Source organism: Nonomuraea sp. NPDC049152 (assembly GCF_040648355.1).
In the GTDB taxonomy this organism is placed as follows: Bacteria; Actinomycetota; Actinomycetes; order Streptosporangiales; family Streptosporangiaceae; genus Nonomuraea.
This window is the reverse complement of sequence record NZ_JBEZDO010000001.1, coordinates 532902-553889: the sequence shown is the minus strand read 5'-3', so window position 1 is coordinate 553889 and position 20988 is coordinate 532902. Positions and strand designations below refer to the sequence as shown.

Sequence of the window (20988 nt, the reverse complement as noted above, 5' to 3'; positions counted from 1 at the left end):
AGCAACGAATCAATACCACCGGCCCCGCGACCGCCACGGTCGCGGGGCCGCCGCATTCTTGAGGAGAACGACATGGACACGACGATCACCCGCAGCGAGCTGCTGGCCGCCGTGGAGGCAGTCCGCGACGCGGGCGGAACCACCACCCAGATGCTCCATACCATCGCCCGCATGACGGCGGGGCCGGCCGCGACCCCGCCGCAGTTCGAGCAGGAGACGGGCAGCGTGTTCGACACGGCGGGCTTCTACTACGACGACCTGTCCAGTGAGTACGAGCGGGACACCGGCGCCACGCCGTACCCGCACCAGACCGCGACGTTCGACGACCTGACCGGCGACGACCAGATGAAGGTCATCCAGCACGTCATCGACACGTTCGGCGAGTTGGACGAGCCGCCCGCCCCGCCGGTCCTGCTTGCTGAGCAACTGCTCAACTGCCTGCGCACGGCGGCCGCGCTCAAGCTCGAGCATGGCCCGCACTTCGGGCCCGCGTACGTCTCGGTGCGCACCTCGCTGATCACGCTGCTCGCCACCCAGTCCGTCGATGACCTGCTGGCGAACGAGTCCATCGACCACGCGCTCACCACCGGCAAGGGCATCGCCGAAGCCGTCGCGTACATGGACGGCCAGCTGTGAGTGGCGAGCACCCCACCACCGCCCAGATCGGCGAGAAGCTCCTCGACCTGCTGCGCGGCTGCAACAGCGCCGAGAACCAGACGCTCGCCCGCAGCGACCACGCCTACGGCGCTGTCCATGAAGCCCTGATCCACGTGATCACCGAGGCCCAGCCCGCGCCGTTCCAGTGGCCACACGCGATGGCCGAGGAGGCGATCCAGCACGCCATGCTCGACGGCTGCACGCTCCGCCAGGCGATGTTCGCCGTGCAGGCCGGTAGCGGAACCGCGATCAACAGGGGGACCAGTATGAACGCCACGATCACCGAGATCACAGACGAGCTCGCCCAACGGGTCGCCGACGCGATCGGCGAGCACTTCGTCGGCGACCGCGACTACTGGCCGCAGGTCATGGACGCCGACTGGGACGGCGGCGCCGGCCGCGTCATCGTCTGGTCCGAGGGCCTGCACGACTGGGCGTTCCTGGTGAGTGAGGGCGGCGAGTCGGAGTACGCGCCGATCGAGGTTGGCCCGATGCCGCTGCCCGCGGGCGTGTGGGTCGAGCCGGTCAACCCGCAGGCGCTCCGCGTTCTGCCCAAGCCCTGAACGCGTTGACGGCCGGGCCCGCCACAGGCCCGGCCGTCACCCAACACCACAAAGCCCGGACTCCTGTCGCCACAACGGGAGACCCAGTGCACCTCAGCGTAACGCACCACCCTGGCCCGCCCAGGCCGCCCAAATTAGGAGGAACAGTGAAGTACGTCGTTGTCGCCGTCCGCCGCTACCGCATGGAGCTCCCCGGCCACGACTGGTTCGAGCCGCGTACCACTGACAACCCTTACGCGCTGGCCAGATCCATCCGCGCGGCTCGTCTCGCGGAGCTGCCGCTCCTCGTCACTCCGCTGCCGCTCCAGGTCGAGCGGGTGCCCGCCTGCACCTGGTGCCGTGCCCGGCCCCAGGTGGTCGAGCAGGACTGCGATGGGCCGTACAGGACCGCGAGCTGCGACGCCCCGCAGTGCGTGGAGGGCCGCCGCCTGTCATTCGAGGGCGTCATCGCCTACCCGTCGCACCAGCGCAGCGACCAGGCGCCGCGACTCGTCCAGCCCGTCCGGGTCCGCCGCTCGGACGACCCGATGCCGGGCGTCGTGACGGTGGACGAGTACGACGAGATCACCTGCTTGTGCGGCAACATCGCATCGTTCGCGGGGTTCCACGAGTGCCTGCCTGGTGGTGCGCTCGTCGAGCCCGACCATCCCGAGTGGAACGGCCTGTACTGGTGCGCCGCTGTCGGGTGTCCTGGCGTCATTGTCGATTGCCGCTACCTCGACGACGATGTTCAGCCGGAGAGCGTCACCGACGCCTTCCCCGTGGAGGTCGGCGACCGGTGCGGCGACTGCTCGGAGCGCAGGGACGCGCCGCCGGAGGAGCATCACGTGGCCTGCTCCACCCGTTGGGGCTGACGGAGCCTCGCCATCGCCACCACGTTCGCGCATGCGCTGGTCGTGATCAAGCTGTGATCTTCCATGCGCTCACTGGTAGCGCAAATGTCTATATCGGTGCGCTAGACGTGTTACGATGCTGGTCTATTCACCACCGAAACGCGCACGTCAGTACGCCGATAGCGGCATCGCAATCAACAACCGGCACGGCCCCGCGACCCCACGGTCGCGGGGCCGTCTCGCGTCCAGGAGGAACCAACACCATGAGCACCGCCACCGTCAACGACATGCCCGGCAAGCGCATCACAGAACTCCAGATCGGCGACCGGATCCTCATCCCTCACCCCCTCTGCGGCACCGACTCCCCGCCCGTGAACGCCACCGTCTCCCGTACCGCGCGCAGGCAGGCCAAGCCTGGCTGGTGGAGCATCCGCGTCCGCTACGACGGCCCCGACACTGACGAATACCTATATTTCCAGACAGGCGACAAGCCGATCGAACTGGCCGCACCCAAGCCGAAGGCGCGCAAGCCCCGCACCTACCTCCCGCTGGCCGCCATGCCGTACGAGGCGTACCTGCACCTGCTGCAGAACAGCGCCGTCTGGGAGGAGACCGACGCGGTCACCGCGCCCATGGGCTACTGGGCGTACAAGCACACCGGCTGCGGCGAGATCGTGCACGTGCCCAGCAACGCCCACTCCGGCGCCGACGAGATGGTCCGCGCCGGGATGGACATCTGCATGACGGAGCTCCTGAGCGACCCGGACGCCACCGACGCCGACCGGCGGGCCCTGATCCACCACCTGTCCGGGATCGTCCAGCTGCGGGGCGTCAGCCAGTGGGCGACGCACCAGGCCCTCGACTACATCCGCACCCTGTCGGAGGAGCCGGAGATCGAGCCCGACTGCGACGACCACGACGGCTCTCTCCCGTCGTTCCGGACCTGGTAGGGGCGAGCCGTGCGCAACGACCTCCTCGACCAGGAGCGCGGCTACGCCTACATGGCGGTCAGCCCCAACGGCGGCGGCAACACCTACGTCACCGGCCGCCCCTGCATGACCTGCGCACCCTGCGCGGACGACCCGAACAACACCCGGCCCGTGCCCTGCGAGTGGGCGCGGGCGCACGCCTGGAACACCGTCCGCAACTGGGGCGCGGGCGCCTACGTCCAGCGCATCCCCATCGCCAAGCTCCCGCCCGAGCTCCGACCCTGAAAGGACCAGCTCATGACGTTGCAGCCGAACCGCACCGCCTTGCAGATCATCAACCGGCTCCGCAAGGACGGCTTCACCGTGAACGTCCCTGACGAGCCGTACCGCCGCATCTATCAGCTGCGTCTCAGTCGCGGCATGTACTTCGGCACCCTCGACGTCTCGGCCGACAAGGGCCGCGCTCTGCGGATCTCCCTCACCTGGCAGCCCAACAGCAGCACCCGGACCGCCGCAGGCGGCTCCCACATCATCGGCCTGCTCAACTGCCTGCCCGAGCACGGCTGGGCCAACTGAAAGGACCCCCATGGACCTCCTGTACGTGCCGGGCGTCGCCCGCGTCCACTACGACAGCATCCAGAACGGCCGCACCTGCCAAGCCGACTGCGTCGCCGTGCTCAACGGTGCGTGGGCGCTGGCCGTCGCGGTCTGCGACGGCGCGGGCGACGACGTCGACGCGGCCGAAGCCGCGCAGATCAGCGCGCACATCTCCACCGCCGTCACCGGCTCGACCGCCAGCGCCGTCGAGGGCCTGTACGCGGCCCGCACCTACCTGCAGCGGCGCAACGAGGAGGCGCCGCCCGGACAGGAGGGCATCACCACGGCGGTCGCCGCCGCCATCACCAGCGGCGGCCTGGACCTCGCCTGGGTGGGCGACTCGCCCGCCTGGGCGGTGCGCCTGGACGGCACAGTCGTCCCGCTGACCTCCCCGTCCTGCCACCCCTGCATGACGCCGTGCAACGTCGAGGAGAAGCACGACGGGTCGAACGGCACGTGGCCGCACCGGCTCTACACCCACACCGACGACTACGCCCGCATCATCCTCGCGTCGGACGGCCTGACCGCGCACCTGCCGCTCGTGGGGCGGCTCGACCACATGAACGCCATGCTCGACACGCTGGCGAAGATGGCCGCGCCCGACCTGTACGGCGGGTACGTCGCGGCATCGCTGTTGGACATGGCGAGCCGCGGCCGCGGCCGCGACAACACGACCGTCGCCGTCATCGACCTGCTTCACGACCGCGACGACCTCCGCGACCAGGGCGAGGAGGACGCCCAGTGACGTCCACCGTGACCGGGCTGCTGCTCACCACCGACCTCAATTGGGGCGACCGGGTGCCGCTGCTGATGGCCGACGACGGCTACCGCCTCGACCTGACGTACCTGTCCGGGGCGCTCACCCTCGGCGACGGCGACACCGACGCCGAGACGTGCGAGGTCGAGGAGTACCCGTTCGTGCACCTCCTCGTGGGCCGGCTGACCAATCCCGGCGAGCGGCAGCGCAACCACATCGCTGGGCTGCTGCTCGACCAGGTCTTCCCGCCCGCCGCCGACCGGTGGTGGCTCGACCTGCGCGGCGGCGTGGCCATCACCGGGCTGTGCCACTGCGGCGCCCCCGCTGACCTGCCTGACCCCCTCTACGACATGGTGCGCGCCGTGTCCGACTCGATCCCGAGAGGAAGTCGATGACCAGGAAAGTCCGTCCCGCCGTCAACCTGAACACCTACCGGCCGACGATCGCCACGAAGGCGAACCTGGGCGGGTGGGCCATCACCACCGGGCCGACCTACGAGGAAGGCGTCACCGAGCTGATCCTGACCCGCGACGACTGGCGGATCTACGTCGGCTTCAAGGGCCACACGGCGTTCGCGGCCGCCATCCAGTACCCCGGCCAGACCCACCCGGCGGGCGTGCTGTCGCTGGGCCTGCTGTCGCGCTACCTGCGGGGCGACCGGGAGCAGATGAAGTCGTTCAGCCGTGGCCAGCGCGTCATCGTCGGTGACCAGGCGGGGACGGTGCAGGACATCATCCCCGACGACGAGGTGAAGGTCCGGCTCGTCATCCGCTACGACGGCGGCGGCGTGGGCGAGCCGTACACCACGCACGTCCGCGCCGAGGAAGAGGTGGCGGTGTGATGACCTTTCTTCCCGAGACTCGGGTGTGCCCGAGGTGCGGTGAACGCTCGCGCATCATCACCTGCGGCGACTCGGACGGCACGATCGTCTCCGCCTGCTGCGAGGCCGTGATCCCCGACCTGAATGACTCGCCGACCGTGCTGATCGAGGACGGCAAACTCGTCTGCCCCTTCGGTGACTGCGGCGCCGCCGACCAGGTCATCGAGCTGGACGTGGCGACCCGCGAGAACCGCCTGTCCATCGACGAGGAAGGCACGATCGTCGCGCATCTCGGCGACAGCGAGTTCGAGGGCGACGGTTTCGAGTGCCAGCAGTGCGCCCGGTCGGTGTCCATGCCGGGCGGCGACGAGATCGTCCATGTCTGACCGCTGATAGCGGTCCCGCAATCAAGTGCAGCAGGGCGGCGCCGTGCCGCCCTGCTCCTTCCCATGGAACGAGGAACATTGATCACGATCAGCCACACCCACGAAGAAGGCACCCTTGTCGAGGGCACCCGCAAGGGAGACGGCGCGTGGGAGATCCTGCGCAAGCACGGCTTCCACTTCTTCCCCTCCATCCGCGCGATCGGCATCCGCCAGTCCCGTGACCAGGTGGCCCAGCGCTGGAAGATCAACGGCGCGGCGGCCGCGCTGCGCGAGGCCGGGTTCGAGGTCGAGGTCGAGATCGACGACACCCCGCGCGACCGGGCCCAGGTCCTGGAGGACAAGGCTGAGCGGCTCAAAGACCGGAGGTACGCGCTCGCGAAGAAGGCGGAACGCCACGCGGACAAGGCAGCTTCCTCCGCCCAGCGTGCGAACGAACTGTCGGAGCGGTTCGCCGGCGGGCAGCCCATCCTCGTCGGCCACCACTCCGAGCGGGGAGCGCGTCGCGACCAGGAGCGGATGCACTCGGCGATGCGGACCAGCGTCGAGGCGGACCGCACCGCGCAGGAGGTGGCCCGGCGAGCGAACGCGGTCGGCAGCGCCGCCGAGTACTCCGCCAAGCCGACCGTGACCGCCAGGCGCATCAAGACCGCCGAAGCCGAGCTGAGGAAGATCCAGAAGAACCTGGACGGTTACATCCGGAGGCACCTCGACCACGCGGGCAACCCCTACTACATCGAGGAGCACAAGCCCGCGACCGGCGACTACCGCGAGCAGCTTCTCGCTCGCAAGGTGCAGCTGGAGAACCAGCTCGAATACGACCAGGCCCAGCTTGCCGCCGCGGCCGAGGCGGGCGAGTTCGTCGAGTATGGCCCGCACAACGTGCACGTCGGCGACACGATCGCCTACTGGCGGATGAGCCGCAGCACCGTGCTCAAGGTGAACCGGGTGACCGTGAACGCCGAGTCCGGCTACTCCTGGCCCGACAAGGTCAAGTTCACCGACATCCGCGCCATCGAATGCCCCCACGGCGAAGATGGGCCGGTCGTGCTCGCCGCCAAGCGGCCCACCCGCAAGCAGCCAGCGGCGCCGAAGGTCGAGGTCCCCACCATCGACCGCGACGACCTCGCGGTGGCCGCACAGACCGCCTCCAACCTCGTCGTGTCCCGCGACCGGGAAGCGTTCGTGTCCCCGCCCGCCGTGGTGGAACGGCTGATGGAGCTCGCCGACGTCCAGCCCGGCATGGCCTTCCTCGAGCCCTCCGCTGGGACCGGCAATATCGCGGCGGCCGCCGTCGACGCGGGCGCGGTCGTGGACTGCGTCGAGATCGACAACGGCCTGGCCAACGTCCTCGTCGAGCGTGTGTCTGGCGTGAACTGCGTGCGTCGCCAGGACTTCCTCGACCTGGAGCAGGTGGAACAGTCGGCGTACGACCGGATCGTGATGAACCCGCCGTTCTCCGGCGGCAAGGACATCGCGCACGTCACCCACGCGCTGCGCTTCCTCAAGCCCGGCGGCCGCCTCGTCGCCGTCATGGCCGCCGGGGTGATCTTCCACCAGTCGAAGGCGGCCGAGCAGTTCCGCGCCCTGGTGGAGGAACGCGGCGGCGAGTTCGAGCCGCTTCCCGCTGGCTCGTTCGCCCCGGCGACCGACATCAACACGGTCGTCGTGGTCATCCCCGCGCCCGAGGCGTAACAGCGCGAGCCCATCCGAATTGGGCTCGCGCTCCCCGAATCCTACGGCCCCGCCCCTCAAGGGCGGGGCCGTCTTAGTCGGCCTATCTCGTCGAGCAGCACATCTAGCCGTTGCTCGCCTGCCATGGTGTCTGCACCGTGCAGGTGGCGCGGATCGTCCTCGACGACACCATGAGCCCGATCCTGTGCCTGACAGGGTCCTGGTAGCAATCGAGCAGATTCCAACGAACCTGCCTGTGACCTGGGCGCCCTGTCGGCCAACGTCGTTCTACAGCGGAGTTCACCAAGCTGCGGGGCGATACGACAGACCGTTAACTGGCCTGGTGTATCGAGATCACCTCAGGCCTTGGAGAACTTCCACTGGCCCGTGCCGTTTCCGCGGTTGAGGTAGAGGCTGGTGGACACTCCGTACAGCCCCTCGGCCGGCCCGGCGTGGCAGGTGTCGAGGAAGCCGCCGTTCCAGTCGTTGAAGCCGTTGAGGAGGTGGACGACGTCGCCGACGCGTACGCGTGCGTCGTCGGGAGAGGACGACGCGGCGAACACCCGCCACCTTCCCGTCCCGGTCGCCCGGTCTTTGCCGTGCGAGGTGGACACCTCGTACTTGTTGGGCGCGGGCGCGCCGCCGCAGGTGTCGAGGTAGCCGCCATCGCCCCCGAAGAGGTTGCGCAGGTACACCACATCGCCGGTGAGGACTTCCGCGCCCACCGCCTTCCCCGTGGCCGAGGTGATCTCCCACGTTCCGGTTCCCACAGCGCGGGTGGGGGAGGATGCCGTCGAAACGCCGTATTTGTTGCCGTCGTTGGCGCCGCCGTTGGTGTCGAGGTAGCCGCCCTTCCAGTCGTCGGCTCCGTTTTGCAGATGGATCTTGTCGCCGTACTTCACCACATCAGCCATGTTCCGTCGCTCCCTCGAGGGTGGGGATGCCGGTGCGTCGGCGAGCCCCCTTCACCGGCATAAACGTCAACAATCGGGGCTTTCGTTCGCCTGACTATCGCATGTTAATCGGCTTTCAATTTGTTGTAAATAATCCAAAAACGCAATTATTTTTCACGTTTAATAGGGGTGCAAAGGCGGATGTCGGTAGCGAAACGATGACCCACTGGCACAGAGTGGCCACATCTCGGCCTCGGGGAGAGTGAGGAATTTTCCCGGAGACCCCCCGTTTGGGTTCGCGCGATCAGGGCTCCCGGGGTCCCGATAGCGCACCACTGGGTGTGGCTGCGCACCCGGAATCTCTACTACCCGTGCGTCGAGCACCTTCTGGTCGTCGCGCCCGCGCTGGCGCACGACAAGACCCTCAAGTCCTTCTACAAGGCGTGGCTGGCGGGCCTGAAAGGCCCCGCCCAGCTCTCGCTCTCGTTCTAACCCCTCGCTATTCGCGAAAGGCAACACCACTGATGAACCGCCACTCTGCAGTACCCCCTGCCCCGAATCACTCGGCGTTGGCGCTCGACCCCGCGCTTCGAGCCATGGGAGCCGTTTCCGTGCTCTGGACGTCACCCGGCCGCTACGAGGCGGTCCTGATGGCCTCCGGCTTCATCTTCTACCGCCGGGTCCCGGAGATGATCCGGATCCCGTTCCCCTCGGAGGCCGAGCTGGCCAAGGCGGTCAGGCAGGACAGCGACGCGCAGGTCTCCGCCGAGGAATCGGCCCACGGGGAGTCGGGATGCTGAACAGGCTCTTCCCCGACGACCTCGACGTTGCCGAGATGTTCGCCGGCGGCGGTGGCTCCGGAACCGGAATCGCCGCCGTCCCTGGAACCAAGCTGAAGTTCGCCGCCAACCACGCCCAACCCGCGAAGTGGACGTACGTTCAGAATCACCCCGATGTTGACTTCTGGCTCGGCGACGTCCAGGCGGCCGACGCCATCGAGAAGTTTCCGTACGCCAGCTTCTTCTGGGCGAGCCCGGCCTGCCCGGCGTTCAGCACCGCATCGGGCGAGACGCGGTACTTCGACAAGGAAAACCAGATGGCCCTGTGGGCCGACGATCTGGACAACCTCACCGAGCACCAGAAGACCCGGATCCGAAGCCGTGCGCTGATGGAGGAGGTCGTCACCTACCTGCGGCACTGCCAGGAGAAGTTCGGCAAGCCGGTGCTCGGGTTCGGCGTCGAGAACGTGGTGCAGGCCAGATTGTGGGCGCACTGGGACCGGTGGATCCGGGAGCTACGGAAGCTCGGCTACATCATCCAAATCCACGCCGTCAACGCCGCGCACGTGCAGGGACGCTCCACGCTGCCCACCCCGCAGTCACGCGACCGGATGCTCATCTCCGGCATCCACGAGAGCGTCGGTCGACTGCCGAACTACCGCAAGTGGTTCGACCCGTACGCCTACTGCCCCCGCCACGGCGAATGGGTCCAGGCCGTCAGGGCGTGGAAGCGCCGCGGCGTGGACATGGGCGTCTACGGCATCAAGAACGGCCAGTACGTGTGGGTGTGCCCCGAGGTGGCCTGCCAGGGGCAGATCATCGAACCCCCGATGCTCCCGGCCGCATACGCGATCGACTGGACCGACCTCGGCACCCCCATCGGGTCCAGAAAGAAGACGCAGAAGAAGCCGGAAGGCCTGGCCCCGAAGACGATCGCGCGCATCCGCGCCGGAGTCGAGGAGCACTGGATCAAGCCGTTCACCGTCCCCGCGGGCGGCACCTGGAACGACGGGCCGAAGGGCGTGGACGAGCCGATCCCGGCGCTCACCACGCGCGAGGCGAACGCGCTCGTGGTGCCGTGCGAAGGCCGCGACGGCAAGACAGTGCGGCCGGTCAGCCTGCCGAAGCGGACCAGCACCACCCGGCACGAGGACGCCATCGCGTTCGACCCCAACACCCGGCCAGGGGCGTTCCCGGCGTTCCTGACGCTGCTGCGGTCGGACCGGGCCCGGAACACGAACCCGACCAAGGACCCGCTGGCGACCCTCGTCTCGGACGGCGCGAACGGTGCGCTGGCCAGCCATCCGGACATGCAGGACGGGATGCTGCCGCTCGTGTTCCCCTTCCGGGGCGGCGGTGACGCGCTCAAGTCGAGGCCCGCGTTCGAGGACCCCGCGCACGCGGTCACGGCCGGTGGCTACCATCACGGGCTCGGCGTCCCGCCCGGCTGGCAGCCGCCGCCGTCGCTCCTCATGAGGAACAACGGCAGCAAGGGCGACGGGCGCGAGCACGTCACCTCGACCAGCGAGCACATGCGGACGGTCACCACGACCGGGCACCAGTCGCTCGTCACCGCGCCGCCCGGCCTGCCCGAGGCGCTGCTGATGTCGTACTACGGCACGGGCCGGGTGCGGGACGTGGACGAGCCGGTGGGGACGCTGTCGACCCGCGACAGATGGGCGCTGCTCACCTCAGACGGGCGGGTCGACGTGTCGTCCATCCTGTTCCGGATGCTCAAGCTCCGCGAGCTCCAGCGGGCGCAGTCGTTCCCCGATGACTACCAGTTCGTCGCCGACCGGTCGCGTGACAAGGTCAAGCTCATCGGCAACGCGGTCCCGCCGCCCATGGCCGAGATCCTGACCTGCGCGGTCATTGAGGCGATTCTCGGCATCGAGCTAGACCGGTTCGCCTACGACCTCGCCGTCTGATAGCGGAACCGATATCAACAAGGCCCGCCCCAGGGCGGGCCCACCCCATAAGGAGGACCCTGCGATGACCCGCCACGTGATCCAGATGAGCGGCGGCATCGGATCGTTCTGGGCGGCGCACCGCGTCGCCGCCCAGCACGGCACCGACAACATGATGATGCTGTTCGCCGACACCCTGGTCGAAGACCCCGACCTGTACCGGTTCATGGACGACGCCAGCACCCACATCGGCGTCACCCCGGTCGTCGTCGCTGACGGCCGCACGCCGTTCGAGGTGTTCTTCGACGAGCACTTCCTGGGCAACTCAAGGCTCGCCCCGTGCACCAAGCGCCTCAAGCAGATCCCCTGCCGGAAGTGGCTGGACGCGAACTGCGACCCAGCCGACACCGTGGTGTACGTCGGAATCGACCACGCGGAGCAGCGGCGCATCCCCGGCGTCATCAAAGGATGGGCGCCCTGGCGGGTCGAGTTCCCGATGGACGAAGCCCCGCACTGGTCGAAGGATCGGATGTTGGACGAATGTCGCACGCTCGGCATCGCCGTGCCCCGCCTGTACGAGCTCGGCTACGAACACAACAACTGCGGCGGGGTATGCGTCCGGGCTGGCCGAGAGCAGTGGCTGCACACCCTCGAGGTGTTCCCCGAGCGGTACGCCGAAGCTGAACGCCAGGAGCAGGAGTTCCGCGACCGCTTCGGCAAGGACGTGTCGATCCTCACCGAGACCGTGCGCGGGGAGAAACGGCCGCTCACCCTCGCCGAGCTCCGCCGTAGGCATGGGGCCGGCCTCATCACCCGCCGCCGGAAGAAGGCCCAGGCTGCGCTATTCGACACCGCGGCGGTCGGCTGCTGATGCACGCCCCGCTGTACCTGGCGCCGCCGAGCACCGAGCGGATTCGGGAGCACGTCCACGGGGGTCGGCTCGGTAGGCGGCGCGTTCATCTAAGGTGATGCCGTTCAGAGGTCATCTCGCTGTTCATTTGTTCAGCGAGCTGTGCGGAAGCATCCTTCATCCGTTCGTACCGGGCTGGCAGCTGCACCTGGGCTTCGCCTCGACTGTCCATCACCTCGTGCAGGTTCTGGCGCCATTCGGCGAATATCCGGCGGACTTCCTGCGTCCCATAGAGGTCAACCTTCGCCCTAAGCTCGACCTGATCGGCGATCGTGGGGAAGGGGGGGTCATCCTCATCATCCTCATCCACGAATCCGGGTGGCATGGTGGCGTGAATAGCTGCCGCCGTCGCATTGCCGACAGCTGTGAGCACCTCGATGTAGGCGGCTGCTCGACGTGCTTCCCGTAATTGTGTAAGTGAGGCGGCGGCGCTTTGTTTGGCCACTTGCTCGGCGTGTTCGCGGCCCTGCTTGCCGGAGTACCACGTGAAGAACGTGCCCGCGATGCCGGTGACGGCGGTCGCTATTGGCGCTACCCATTCCCATGCCATCGCCTCAGTATGAAGCGCAACTCGCCCGTAGTCCCGCCTCGGTCGGCCAGCTCTCATCTGACGCGCCTGGCGTGTCATTTGCGTCTGTCGCGTGCTCTACGGTTGGTATCAGCGAGATCGTGATATCGGGGAGTGGGGCATGAACAAGGCAGAGCTGGCTGAGGCGTGGGGTACGCGGACCGGCGCCCCGTCCATGGCGGCCGCGAAGCGCGGCGTCCAGGCGTTCATCGACATCATCGTCGGCACCGTTGCCAGCGGGGACGAGGTCCGCATCGGCGGCCTCGGCGTGTTCGAGCGGGGCTACAGCAAGGCCCGCGCGGCTCGGAACCCCAACACGGGCGAGGAGATTGACGTGCCCGGCAAGTGGGTTATGCGGTTCCGTGCGTCCAAGGGCGCCAAGGACGCCGTCAACAAGTAACACCAGTTCGTCGGCGGTCCGCTGCGGGGGCGCGGGCCGCCGACGCTTTTTCCTCGCGGGGGAAGACGTCACATGTCATAGACGCTGCGATGCCCCGGTCATGCGGACCAGGCAGGAGCATCTCGCATGCCCAGAATGCGACCCAATATCCGTTTCGGCGTATGCTCGGCCTCATGGTGTGCTGGCTCGGCCCCGACGGCATGGAGGTCGAGCACATCATCTTGAACGGCCGGCCCTGCCTGCGCGTCTGCCACTGGGTGCGCGGTACCCGCTACCTGGTCGCCTACTGCTGGCACCCCCGCCAGGTCGCTCAGCACGTAGACCTCTCGGAGCTGGTCGAAGTCGTGGACCTCGGACAAGTCAGGGCAAGACGCCGTTCCCGGGACCACGCGCGGTCGTAGCACAGATGCTGGCGTCATGGACGCGTGCGACATCCCCCACGGTTTGAGCCCCGAGGAGTGGGCCGAGCTCACCGCCGAGGAGCGGCTGGCCATGCTGCTCGTGTATGAGACTCGGCCGGACGCCGTGCGCGAGCGGGCGCTACAGGTGTTCGAGGAGTGGAGGCGTCGCGGCCCCGCATGACGAAGCACCAAGAGGGCGGGGGCGACGCCTCGCGACGGTGAATCTCAAGCAGGCCGAGACACTAACTCCTTCCGCCCCCTAGGTTCTGCCCCATGAACGCGATCATCGAATGGTTCACGGCGAACTTCACTCTGAGCGATCTGCCAGGGTGGCTAGGCCTCGTGTTCGGCGGTACCAGCCTCCTGGTGTCTTGGCGAAACCTTAGTTGGGCCAAGAGGTCCGCGGTGGCCAACGAGAAGGCTGCCGATGCCTCTGTCCGCTCCGCGAACGCGGCAGAGAAGGCGGCGGCCTACAACGAACTCACGTCTCACAACGTCTCTGCTCGGGAATCGTCGACTAGCACGGCGCCGGATGTCTCCTGGACCATCGAGCACTTCAGGAATGCCGCGTACGTGCTGATCAACAGCGGGTCGCAGGTCGCGACGGGCGTAACGGCTGATGCGACGCCGTTTGGCGGTCTGGCTCGTGAGCTCCCGAAGGATGCCGCCGTGCGCGCTGGCGGGCAGCACAGGTTCTTGCTTGTCGAGACGTGGCAGAAGGCTGCGCCTCGAGAAATGTGGCTCACGTGGGATGGCCAGGACGAGCCCGTGGCTGTGCCAATGCCGTACCCCACTCGTGGGTGAGGATGACTGACTGCCAGCGCGGGTGAAGACGCGGGGCGCGAGCTGATCGGGGGACGGCTCGCGTCCCGTCACCACCAGCACAAAGCCGCCGCCATTGACTCTGGCGGCGGCCTTTTCGCTCTGGTCGGCCCGGCTACTGCTCCAGGTCCAGCTCGTCGAGATACGCCTCCAGGGCGTCGTTGATGACCGCCTTGCCGCCCATCTGCTCCTGATGGCATGCGGCGACGAGCCGCGCCCGCGTGTTCGGCTGAAGCCGTACGACCGCCGGCGGTGCGGTGGGGCGGTCGGCCGGTGTGCCGGGCAGCGGCTGGTTGGGGTCGCGCGGCATTGTGAGGGCTTTGGCGTCCGTGGGCATCTCGGCCGGGATGGGTGGCCGCAGCGCGTCGCAGTAGGTGTTGATGGCGTCCTCGAACGTCTCTTGCAAGCCCATGCCGTTGATTTCGAGGGCGGCGGTGAGGCGGTCGTTGATGTCTTGGTACAGGTGGGCGATGGTGGGCTTGAGCTTGGTCCACTGCGGCTTGCGGCCACGGCGGGGTCCTGGACGCGTCGATTGCGGTTCCGCTGTCGGCTGCTGTGTGGCTGCGGAGTCGGGTTCGACGGAGGTGGGCTGCGACGGCTTCGACCTGGGTGGCATGGCGGTGTGGGCTTTCCCTGTGGGTGTGGCGTGGCGTGGGTTCAACCGTACGGCGTTTCTGTCGTCTTGTCGCGTAGGAACGTACAGCACAGATGATCAGTACACCAATCGTTATTACTGGTCTCTATATGGTTCACAGACGTCTCCTGAATGGTATTATCGAAGGTAGTCGAAAACTGATCAAGATCAACTTTGACTTCGCCACGCTGATAGCGGACCCGCAATCAGCCACCAACACCACGCCACCCAGGAAGGCAAGCCCATGCCCACCGAACACGCCCCACGCATGCGCGAGGTATTCCACTTCGGGACCTACGCCTGGAACATCAACCTGGCCGAGGACATCGTCCAGGGCCGCGAACCCGACTACGTCCGCGCCGACGAAACCGGGCCGCTGTTCCTGGTCCACATCAACGAGGACTACGCCGCCACCGTTGACCTCGCCAAGCCGCTGATCGTCGCCCCCATCCCCGACGCCGGGCACCTCGTCATCGACGGCTGGCACCGCATCTGGAAGGCCCGCAAGACCGGCGTCGAAACCCTGCCCGCCCTCCTTCTCACGCCCGAAGAGGAGTACCGGGTCCGCATGCACGGCGGCGACAAAGGCTCCGGTTACTACCGCTGATAGCGGAAACGCAATCGGCTGTCCCGCCCGCCCTGGGCGGGGCGGCACCCCCGACGGACAGAGAGACCGATGAAGAAGCTCGTCTTCGTAGACCTCGAAACGACCTCCCTCGACGAACGCCACGGCGACCTCTGGGAGATCGGACTGATCACCCGCGACCTGCGCCAGCCCTCAGAACCTGACCAGGAATGGTGGTGGCAGGTCCGCCCCGACCTCACCCTCGCCGACCCGAACGCCCTGCGCGTCTGCAGGTACTACGAGCGCTCCCGCGTCCTGCACACGTGCATAGGCGACGGCCGGAGGCTCGCACCCACCACCCAGGTCGACTCGACCGGCTGGATCAAGGAGCACACCGGCAAGCCCCTGACCGAAGGCGACTTCTACATGAACCAGAACGCCCTCCGCATCGCCCGCACGATCGCCCCCATGCTGGACGGCACCACGATCGTCGCGAACAACCCTGCCTTCGACCGGAAGTTCCTCGACAAGTTCCTGCGGGCCACCGGGCAGCTGCTCACCGCCCATCACCGGATGCTGAACGTCCGGGACCTGCTGATCGGCTACATCGAGGGCTGCCTGGCCCTGACGAGCGGAGATGTCGAAGAAGCTTTCGGGATCGAGGCCTTCCCTTACGTCATGGACTGGTTGGAAGGCGCCTCCGACAGCCCCGCGTGGGAGATCGTCGGCGTCAAGCAGGATCCGGCCACAAAGCACACCGGGCTCGGCGACGCCCGCCTCGTTCGCGACGTGTACGACGCCATCCGTGGAGGCTGGCGATGAACGCCGCGACCGTAAGCGACATCCTCTCCGCCGCCGCCGACCGTATCGAAGACAGAGGATGGGCATCCCGCTACCAGCAGCCGGGCGTCACGATCAGCGACGCCATCGCGGTGGAAGCCCGCGACGCTCACGATGCCGACGCGGCGCGCGCGGCGCTCCTCGCCGCAGCGTTCGACGCTCTTAAGAGCCAGGTCGCAGCATCAGCGGTGGCTGTCAGCGACTGGCTGCGAGCCCCCCACCGCACTCAGGCCCAGGTCGTCGCAGTTCTCCGTGGAGCCGCCGAGCAAGCCGCCCGGCTCCCGCTGGCCACGGAAGAGAGGCGTTCCCTGTGATCACCCCAGTCGATGTCACCTTCCTGGCCTGGGCGCTCAGCGTCGCCTACTCCGCGCCGCGCATCCTCAAGCGGTGGTCCCTCATCACGACATGCGACCCGCTCGAGCTGTGTGACAGCTGCCGGGACGAGCGCAGGGCAGTCATGAACGAAGCCGACGAATGGGAGATCCTCGGGCCGGTAGGAGGGGTGCTGATGGTGATGCTGACAGCGTTCGGCTGGTACCTCACGCCGCTCCTGCCCATCGTCCGCAAGGTCACAGGGAGGAAGCCGCTGCCCAAGTGCTCGAAGGGGTCGTGCCTGTCGCACATGCGCGGGAGGGCTGCGGCATGAGCCTCGACCTGACCCACCTCGGCATCACCGACGACCAGGCCCGCGACCTCATCAAGCTCGCCGCGGCCGCGTGCAGGAGTGAGAAGTGGCAGGAGTCGAACCCGCTGCACTGGGCGCTCGACTTCTTCGACAACACGGAGGACCTGGTCGCGGTCGGCGCGGAGGTCTGGGAGCGCATCGACGACAAGTTCCGCCCGATCCCGGCCGCGCCGGAGCCGGCGGGCGACGAGCCCGACCCGGTCATGACGTGGCTGGAGCACATGCGCGACCGGTACGAGCCGTTCGGCCCACGCTGGGCGGCGATGGTGGACGCGCTGCAGGACTACCAGCTGCGCACCCAGACCGGCACGATGCCTACTAGGGCGCAGCTTCCCAGCCCACCGACGCTTACGGGCGGCACGGCGTAGGCTTGCTGTCGCGTATCTGCACAATGCGCGAGAAAGCCCCGGTGCCGCTGGCGCCGGGGCTTTCGTCGCTTCCGGGCTACTGCTCTCCCGCCCCGACTGATTGATTCCCCCAACGTATGTGAAGGTACCCAAGATGTATGCTTCGACCATGACCAAACGAGGGCCCCGCGGCCCGGTGCCGATCTACCAGACGATCATCAACGCCCTCAAGGACGACATCGCCGCCGGTCGGCTGAAGCCTGGTCAGGCGCTGCCCACGGAAGCCGAGCTCGGCGAGACACATGGCGCTTCGCGGCTGACGGTGCGCAGGGCGCTATCCACCCTGCGCGAGGAAGGCGTCATCTACACCCTTCGCCCCGAAGGCTCCTTCGTCGGGCCCGAGGACGCCCCAAGGATCCGCGAGCCGTGGCCGTTCGAGAAGGTCGCGGCCGCGGTCGCCGGGGGCATCAAGCGCGGCGGTTACGAGACGGACGAGGTGCTGCCGTCCGAGTCGGAGATGATGCAGGAGTACGGCGTGGCCAAGAAGACGGTCCGCGCGGCCGTCGCGCTGCTGCGTGAGCAGGGCTGGGTCTACACCGTGCCCGCGATCGGGACGTTTGTGGCGGCCCGCGATAAATGGCCGAATACCACTTGACCTGTGGAAGTACATTCGCGTTGGCAATTACGGACATGGAGCCGGGCAGGTTTTGACCTGTCCGGCTCCATGTGTTTCCTCAGCGCTCGACGCGCTCGTGTCCGTAACCCTTCGCGTAAACATCGACGATCGAGGCCATCTCCATGGCCGGGCGCCGTCGCACAGCGGCAAGCGCGCTGACGGCGGCAACCAGCCCGGCCGCCACCATGCAGGCAACGCTCAGGCCGTCGAACTCGCGGGACGCGGTGATGTGGACCATGGACGCCGCAAACGCCGCCGTTCCCGCGACGAAAACCAGCGTGATAGCCACCATCGCCCGTGTCATGTTTAAGCCCCCATTGTCTTGATTGGTCGTGTTGGCGCTCGGGCGTAGCGCAGCATTGTCTAGAGCTGCTGCCCTACCTCGACGTCGGTGCCCTCCCGCACGGCAACTTGGTGTTGCGGATTCCCTGCGACAGAGGGCATAACTGCCAGTGCGGGATGTCATGCCTAAAGCCAGGATGACCATAAAAGTCGCTTTCGGTCGTCCTGTCTACATTTTTAGGCACCGTCTTGATGACATGTCGCTTTCCTGACAGAAAGCGAATCCGTCAGCCCGGCTGTGCGTCGTGAAGTACGTCGGCGCATCACACACATGTCCCCTCCGGCAGCGGAGGTCGTTACAGAAGGATGGCGAGTGTCGCCCAAGTTGTCGCCGTACCTGCCGCCGCGCCCGCGATCACCTGGCCAGCGGTGTGGTGGGAGACCCGGACACGCGCCCACCCGATCACCGCCACCACCACCATGCCAACGGCCAGCACGGGCATCGGCGGGAGCACGTGCGCCAACACCACGGCGGTCCCGGCCGACACTCCCGTGTGGAAGCTGATCTTCCACAGCAAGGTGATCGAGCCCATGACCACCACCCAGGCCAGCATCACGGCGGCCGACGCCACCACGACGCGCGGCGCGTCCAGGACAGCCAGTACGACCAGGCCGACGACCACCGCGGCGAACCCCGCCAGCATCGGCCCCTTCCGGCTCTTGCGCTCGACCAGGTGGATCGAGTCGAGCCGGCCACGTCGTACCCCGACCCAGATCACGGCGGCCGGGACGCCCGCGCACAGCGCCGCGGCGAGCAGCCCCCACGCCAGCCCCGTCCAGCCCTCGGCGAGCAGGCCGGCCACTGGCGGCATGACGATCGCCACGTACTGCGGGGCGAACACCTCGGTCACCGCACGGGCAAAACCTCCGCCACGTCCGGCCGTGCCTCCAGCTTCTTCCACGCCTTCCACACGCTGATCAGCCACTTCGCCTCCTCGGCGATCTCAGTCCCGGCCTGCACCGGGGTTCCCTCGGCCGTCTGCTCGGCCCTGGTGTCCGCCTGTTTGGCCGCGATCGCGTCGCGCATCCGCAGCGCCGTCGTTTCCGGATCCACTCGGCCAGCCTCGTAGGTGCCCGGCGGCAGGAACGCCCACAGGCGGCGCATCGCGTCATGGCACTCCGACACCTGCCGCTGCAGCCGGATCCGCCACAAGCCGCTGAGGTGCAGCACGGGAACTTTCGGGTCGGCAGTGAGGAGCAGCTTCCATAGCGGCTTGAGCCGCTGGTACAGCAGCCACGAGCGGGTGCCGGCGCGGCGGCGCTGGATCTGCTGGAACGCCATGGCCAAGATGATGATCAGCATGCCGGGCGCCAGGAGCGCGGCCTGGTCAACGAGCAGCCGGTAGGGGAGCAGCCCGGCGAGCGCGGTCAGGCAGTAGGCGGGGGACAGGGCGCACCACACGGCGCCCACGATGAACAGGACGAGCTGCGTCCGGACGATCCCGGACGCCTCCCGGGCGGCCGTGACACAGGTGGCGGCGAGGGCGAGCAGGATCAGCGCCACGTACCCGTACCAGGTGATCCAGTGCAGCCAGCCCATCGCCGTCGCCGTCGTCAGCTCGAACCGGCCCTGGAAGGCGTAAAACACGGTGGTCTCCGGCCACCGCCACGCCCCCGCGAGGTAAGACACCACCAGCACGGTCACGGCGGCGAGCGTGGCCAGCACCGACTTGCGGGCGCTTCGGCCTGCGACGCCGGACATGTAGACCACGATCCCAATGACGCCCACCATGGCCACGCAGCGCTTGGCCAGCGACGAGATTGGCATCCCGCTCGCGTCGACCAGCGCGGCGACCTCGGGCCGCGCCAGCGTCAACGTGGTGGCCATGCCGATGACGATGGCCAGCAGTCCCCGGTCCTGGAGTGTGGCCGTCTGCCGGAGTCGCGCCGCGACCGCGGCCCACGCCGCGACCGTCCATAACCAGCCGCCCATGATCACAACCCATCCATTGCTTGTCGAATCCTGCCGAGCCGGCCTTTCATGGCCCGCTCATCGGCGTGCACGCCGGCGATGGCCAGCGTGCCGTACAGCTCCGCGTGCAGCTCGTTCTCCTCGTCATAGCCCGTCCGTGCGAAGTAGCGGGCCAGCACTTCGTTATCCATGTGCGGGAACATGTTCTGCAGCCAGTCGGTGGCGTCCGGGGCCATCTGCTCGCGTGAGGTCTCGTCGATACCGTGGCCGAAGGTGACGCCCTCGGGCGCCATCAGCATGTGGCCCACCTCGTGCGCGATGATCTGCCAGCGGTGGGAGCCGGCCGCGCCGCGGGGGACATAGATGTGGTCGGTGCGGCCGTCGAATCGCCAGAGGCCGCACAGGTCCACGGGCAGGTCGTCCTCGTGCAGTACGAGCCGGTGCCCGCGAGCTTGGGAAACTCGGGCAAGGTACTCGTCCAGATCGAAGGGGCGCGGCGGCCGTACCTGGGCTAAAGCGGCATGCACCTCAGGTGGGACGTGGAGGCGAGCTGCGGACATTTAAACAAGAAGCCTTTCCGGACGGACACCCGGAAAGTTTACAAACCCCCTTACGCATCCGGGTCGTAGACGATGCCCTCGTTCTCCATCTCTTCCCGGATGACCTGCGCAATCCGCTGTCTGGCGTCAGGTGACAGCTCGCCGGCTTGCCGGAAGCGCATTTGCACGGCTCCTGACTTGAGGATCGCCTCGAACAAGTCGAGTTGTGACGAAACCTGCCGGACAAGTTCCTGGTCGGGGTTCTCACTCAGGTACTCGACGGGCACACCGTAGAAGTTGGCGAGCCCCAGCGCTTTGTCTAGCGAGATCTTCGTCCGGTCGCCGCCCTCCAGCAGCGCGATGTAGGAGCCCGTCATGGGTGTGCCAGCCGCCGTAACCGCGGCTGCGACCTCGCGCTGCGAGTACTTCAACCCGGTCTTCGGGTTCACCATCACCTCGCGCAGACGCTTCAGCCGCGCGGCTAGCGGCATCATCGGTCGTCTCCGATCAGGTGCTTACAAAAGTTGACATCTACCTACATTAGCGGGAACCATA

33 protein-coding genes are annotated in these 20988 nt (G+C 67.6%); 25 read left to right on the top strand and 8 right to left on the bottom strand.

Annotated features, from left to right (window positions below; all coding sequences use genetic code 11):
- The first annotated feature begins 72 nt into the window (after window positions 1-72).
- The 11 genes from AB0B45_RS02830 to AB0B45_RS02780 all read left to right on the top strand — a co-directional run bounded on the left by AB0B45_RS02830 (window position 73) and on the right by AB0B45_RS02780 (window position 7234).
- Window positions 73-636, top strand: coding sequence for a hypothetical protein (locus AB0B45_RS02830; protein WP_358124195.1), 564 nt, complete (start codon window positions 73-75; stop codon window positions 634-636).
- The gene (locus tag AB0B45_RS02825; RefSeq protein ID WP_358124193.1) at window positions 633-1220 is read left to right on the top strand and encodes a hypothetical protein; all 588 of its coding nucleotides are present in this window, start codon (window positions 633-635) and stop codon (window positions 1218-1220) included. Before AB0B45_RS02830 ends, AB0B45_RS02825 begins: the two co-directional genes overlap by 4 nt.
- Before the next feature lie 146 nt (window positions 1221-1366).
- The gene (locus AB0B45_RS02820; protein WP_358124190.1) at window positions 1367-2074 is read left to right on the top strand and encodes a hypothetical protein; all 708 of its coding nucleotides are present in this window, start codon (window positions 1367-1369) and stop codon (window positions 2072-2074) included.
- Between the two features lie 242 nt (window positions 2075-2316).
- Complete coding sequence (locus AB0B45_RS02815; RefSeq protein WP_358124187.1) at window positions 2317-3003, top strand: hypothetical protein; 687 nt, start codon at window positions 2317-2319, stop codon at window positions 3001-3003.
- A 9-nt stretch (window positions 3004-3012) separates the two neighbouring features.
- Window positions 3013-3267 (top strand): hypothetical protein, encoded by a 255-nt coding sequence (locus tag AB0B45_RS02810; protein WP_358124184.1) that lies wholly within the window; start codon window positions 3013-3015, stop codon window positions 3265-3267.
- 12 nt (window positions 3268-3279) lie between these two features.
- The gene (locus tag AB0B45_RS02805; protein WP_358124181.1) at window positions 3280-3558 is read left to right on the top strand and encodes a hypothetical protein; all 279 of its coding nucleotides are present in this window, start codon (window positions 3280-3282) and stop codon (window positions 3556-3558) included.
- Window positions 3559-3568: 10 nt separating this feature from the next.
- Entirely contained in the window at window positions 3569-4324 is a 756-nt protein-coding gene (locus AB0B45_RS02800; RefSeq protein WP_358124179.1) for a protein phosphatase 2C domain-containing protein, read from the top strand.
- On the top strand, window positions 4321-4731 hold the full coding sequence (locus AB0B45_RS02795) for a hypothetical protein (RefSeq protein WP_358124176.1): 411 nt from the start codon (window positions 4321-4323) through the stop codon (window positions 4729-4731). Before AB0B45_RS02800 ends, AB0B45_RS02795 begins: the two co-directional genes overlap by 4 nt.
- Window positions 4728-5177 carry a hypothetical protein gene (locus AB0B45_RS02790; RefSeq protein ID WP_358124173.1) on the top strand — a complete coding sequence of 150 codons (450 nt, stop codon included), beginning with the start codon at window positions 4728-4730 and terminating at the stop codon, window positions 5175-5177. Before AB0B45_RS02795 ends, AB0B45_RS02790 begins: the two co-directional genes overlap by 4 nt.
- Window positions 5177-5542 carry a hypothetical protein gene (locus tag AB0B45_RS02785; RefSeq protein WP_358124170.1) on the top strand — a complete coding sequence of 122 codons (366 nt, stop codon included), beginning with the start codon at window positions 5177-5179 and terminating at the stop codon, window positions 5540-5542. The genes AB0B45_RS02790 and AB0B45_RS02785 overlap by 1 nt, the downstream gene beginning before the upstream one ends.
- A 63-nt stretch (window positions 5543-5605) precedes the next feature.
- A complete protein-coding gene (locus AB0B45_RS02780) occupies window positions 5606-7234 on the top strand; it encodes a DUF3560 domain-containing protein (protein WP_358124167.1) in 1629 nt (542 codons plus the stop codon).
- Window positions 7235-7572: 338 nt separating this feature from the next.
- On the opposite strand, the gene AB0B45_RS02775 is transcribed toward AB0B45_RS02780, so the two are convergent.
- The gene (locus AB0B45_RS02775) at window positions 7573-8127 is read right to left on the bottom strand and encodes a hypothetical protein (RefSeq protein ID WP_358124165.1); all 555 of its coding nucleotides are present in this window, start codon (window positions 8125-8127) and stop codon (window positions 7573-7575) included.
- Window positions 8128-8445: 318 nt separating this feature from the next.
- Between AB0B45_RS02775 and AB0B45_RS02770 the strand changes: the two genes are divergently transcribed.
- The 4 genes from AB0B45_RS02770 to AB0B45_RS02755 all read left to right on the top strand — a co-directional run bounded on the left by AB0B45_RS02770 (window position 8446) and on the right by AB0B45_RS02755 (window position 11663).
- The gene (locus AB0B45_RS02770; protein ID WP_358124162.1) at window positions 8446-8598 is read left to right on the top strand and encodes a hypothetical protein; all 153 of its coding nucleotides are present in this window, start codon (window positions 8446-8448) and stop codon (window positions 8596-8598) included.
- Between the two features lie 119 nt (window positions 8599-8717).
- On the top strand, window positions 8718-8906 hold the full coding sequence (locus AB0B45_RS02765) for a hypothetical protein (RefSeq protein WP_358124159.1): 189 nt from the start codon (window positions 8718-8720) through the stop codon (window positions 8904-8906).
- Entirely contained in the window at window positions 8900-10813 is a 1914-nt protein-coding gene (locus AB0B45_RS02760) for a DNA cytosine methyltransferase (RefSeq protein ID WP_358124156.1), read from the top strand. The genes AB0B45_RS02765 and AB0B45_RS02760 overlap by 7 nt, the downstream gene beginning before the upstream one ends.
- Window positions 10814-10877: 64 nt before the next feature.
- Window positions 10878-11663, top strand: coding sequence for a hypothetical protein (locus AB0B45_RS02755; RefSeq protein ID WP_358124154.1), 786 nt, complete (start codon window positions 10878-10880; stop codon window positions 11661-11663).
- A gap of 85 nt (window positions 11664-11748) precedes the next feature.
- Here the strand turns inward: AB0B45_RS02755 and AB0B45_RS02750 are convergent, their stop codons facing one another.
- A complete protein-coding gene (locus AB0B45_RS02750; protein WP_358124151.1) occupies window positions 11749-12252 on the bottom strand; it encodes a hypothetical protein in 504 nt (167 codons plus the stop codon).
- A 139-nt stretch (window positions 12253-12391) separates the two neighbouring features.
- Here AB0B45_RS02750 and AB0B45_RS02745 point away from each other — a divergent pair, with 139 nt between their 5' ends.
- The 4 genes from AB0B45_RS02745 to AB0B45_RS02730 all read left to right on the top strand — a co-directional run bounded on the left by AB0B45_RS02745 (window position 12392) and on the right by AB0B45_RS02730 (window position 13875).
- Window positions 12392-12670: an HU family DNA-binding protein gene (locus tag AB0B45_RS02745; protein WP_358124148.1), complete on the top strand. Its 279-nt coding sequence runs from the start codon at window positions 12392-12394 to the stop codon at window positions 12668-12670.
- Between the two features lie 173 nt (window positions 12671-12843).
- On the top strand, window positions 12844-13071 hold the full coding sequence (locus tag AB0B45_RS02740; protein WP_358124146.1) for a hypothetical protein: 228 nt from the start codon (window positions 12844-12846) through the stop codon (window positions 13069-13071).
- A gap of 16 nt (window positions 13072-13087) precedes the next feature.
- Window positions 13088-13252: a hypothetical protein gene (locus AB0B45_RS02735; protein WP_358124144.1), complete on the top strand. Its 165-nt coding sequence runs from the start codon at window positions 13088-13090 to the stop codon at window positions 13250-13252.
- 92 nt (window positions 13253-13344) lie between these two features.
- Window positions 13345-13875, top strand: coding sequence for a hypothetical protein (locus tag AB0B45_RS02730; RefSeq protein ID WP_358124142.1), 531 nt, complete (start codon window positions 13345-13347; stop codon window positions 13873-13875).
- 133 nt (window positions 13876-14008) lie between these two features.
- On the opposite strand, the gene AB0B45_RS02725 is transcribed toward AB0B45_RS02730, so the two are convergent.
- A complete protein-coding gene (locus tag AB0B45_RS02725) occupies window positions 14009-14509 on the bottom strand; it encodes a hypothetical protein (RefSeq protein WP_358124140.1) in 501 nt (166 codons plus the stop codon).
- Window positions 14510-14771: 262 nt separating this feature from the next.
- On the opposite strand from AB0B45_RS02725, the gene AB0B45_RS02720 reads away from it, so the two are divergent.
- The 6 genes from AB0B45_RS02720 to AB0B45_RS02695 all read left to right on the top strand — a co-directional run bounded on the left by AB0B45_RS02720 (window position 14772) and on the right by AB0B45_RS02695 (window position 17619).
- Window positions 14772-15134, top strand: coding sequence for a hypothetical protein (locus tag AB0B45_RS02720; RefSeq protein WP_358124138.1), 363 nt, complete (start codon window positions 14772-14774; stop codon window positions 15132-15134).
- Between the two features lie 69 nt (window positions 15135-15203).
- A complete protein-coding gene (locus AB0B45_RS02715) occupies window positions 15204-15914 on the top strand; it encodes a hypothetical protein (protein ID WP_358124136.1) in 711 nt (236 codons plus the stop codon).
- Entirely contained in the window at window positions 15911-16246 is a 336-nt protein-coding gene (locus tag AB0B45_RS02710) for a hypothetical protein (protein ID WP_358124134.1), read from the top strand. Before AB0B45_RS02715 ends, AB0B45_RS02710 begins: the two co-directional genes overlap by 4 nt.
- Window positions 16243-16578 (top strand): hypothetical protein, encoded by a 336-nt coding sequence (locus AB0B45_RS02705; protein WP_358124132.1) that lies wholly within the window; start codon window positions 16243-16245, stop codon window positions 16576-16578. Before AB0B45_RS02710 ends, AB0B45_RS02705 begins: the two co-directional genes overlap by 4 nt.
- A complete protein-coding gene (locus tag AB0B45_RS02700) occupies window positions 16575-16985 on the top strand; it encodes a hypothetical protein (RefSeq protein ID WP_358124130.1) in 411 nt (136 codons plus the stop codon). The genes AB0B45_RS02705 and AB0B45_RS02700 overlap by 4 nt, the downstream gene beginning before the upstream one ends.
- A 148-nt stretch (window positions 16986-17133) precedes the next feature.
- A complete protein-coding gene (locus AB0B45_RS02695; RefSeq protein ID WP_358124128.1) occupies window positions 17134-17619 on the top strand; it encodes a GntR family transcriptional regulator in 486 nt (161 codons plus the stop codon).
- Between the two features lie 79 nt (window positions 17620-17698).
- On the opposite strand, the gene AB0B45_RS02690 is transcribed toward AB0B45_RS02695, so the two are convergent.
- The 5 genes from AB0B45_RS02690 to AB0B45_RS02670 form a co-directional block, all read right to left on the bottom strand.
- Window positions 17699-17944, bottom strand: a complete 246-nt coding sequence (locus AB0B45_RS02690) for a hypothetical protein (RefSeq protein WP_358124126.1) — start codon at window positions 17942-17944, stop codon at window positions 17699-17701.
- Between the two features lie 334 nt (window positions 17945-18278).
- The gene (locus AB0B45_RS02685) at window positions 18279-18833 is read right to left on the bottom strand and encodes a hypothetical protein (RefSeq protein ID WP_358124124.1); all 555 of its coding nucleotides are present in this window, start codon (window positions 18831-18833) and stop codon (window positions 18279-18281) included.
- Window positions 18830-19915 (bottom strand): DUF6545 domain-containing protein, encoded by a 1086-nt coding sequence (locus AB0B45_RS02680; protein WP_358124122.1) that lies wholly within the window; start codon window positions 19913-19915, stop codon window positions 18830-18832. The genes AB0B45_RS02685 and AB0B45_RS02680 overlap by 4 nt, the downstream gene beginning before the upstream one ends.
- A gap of 2 nt (window positions 19916-19917) precedes the next feature.
- A complete protein-coding gene (locus tag AB0B45_RS02675) occupies window positions 19918-20454 on the bottom strand; it encodes a hypothetical protein (protein ID WP_358124120.1) in 537 nt (178 codons plus the stop codon).
- 50 nt (window positions 20455-20504) lie between these two features.
- On the bottom strand, window positions 20505-20927 hold the full coding sequence (locus AB0B45_RS02670) for a hypothetical protein (protein WP_358124118.1): 423 nt from the start codon (window positions 20925-20927) through the stop codon (window positions 20505-20507).
- Window positions 20928-20988 lie beyond the last annotated feature (61 nt).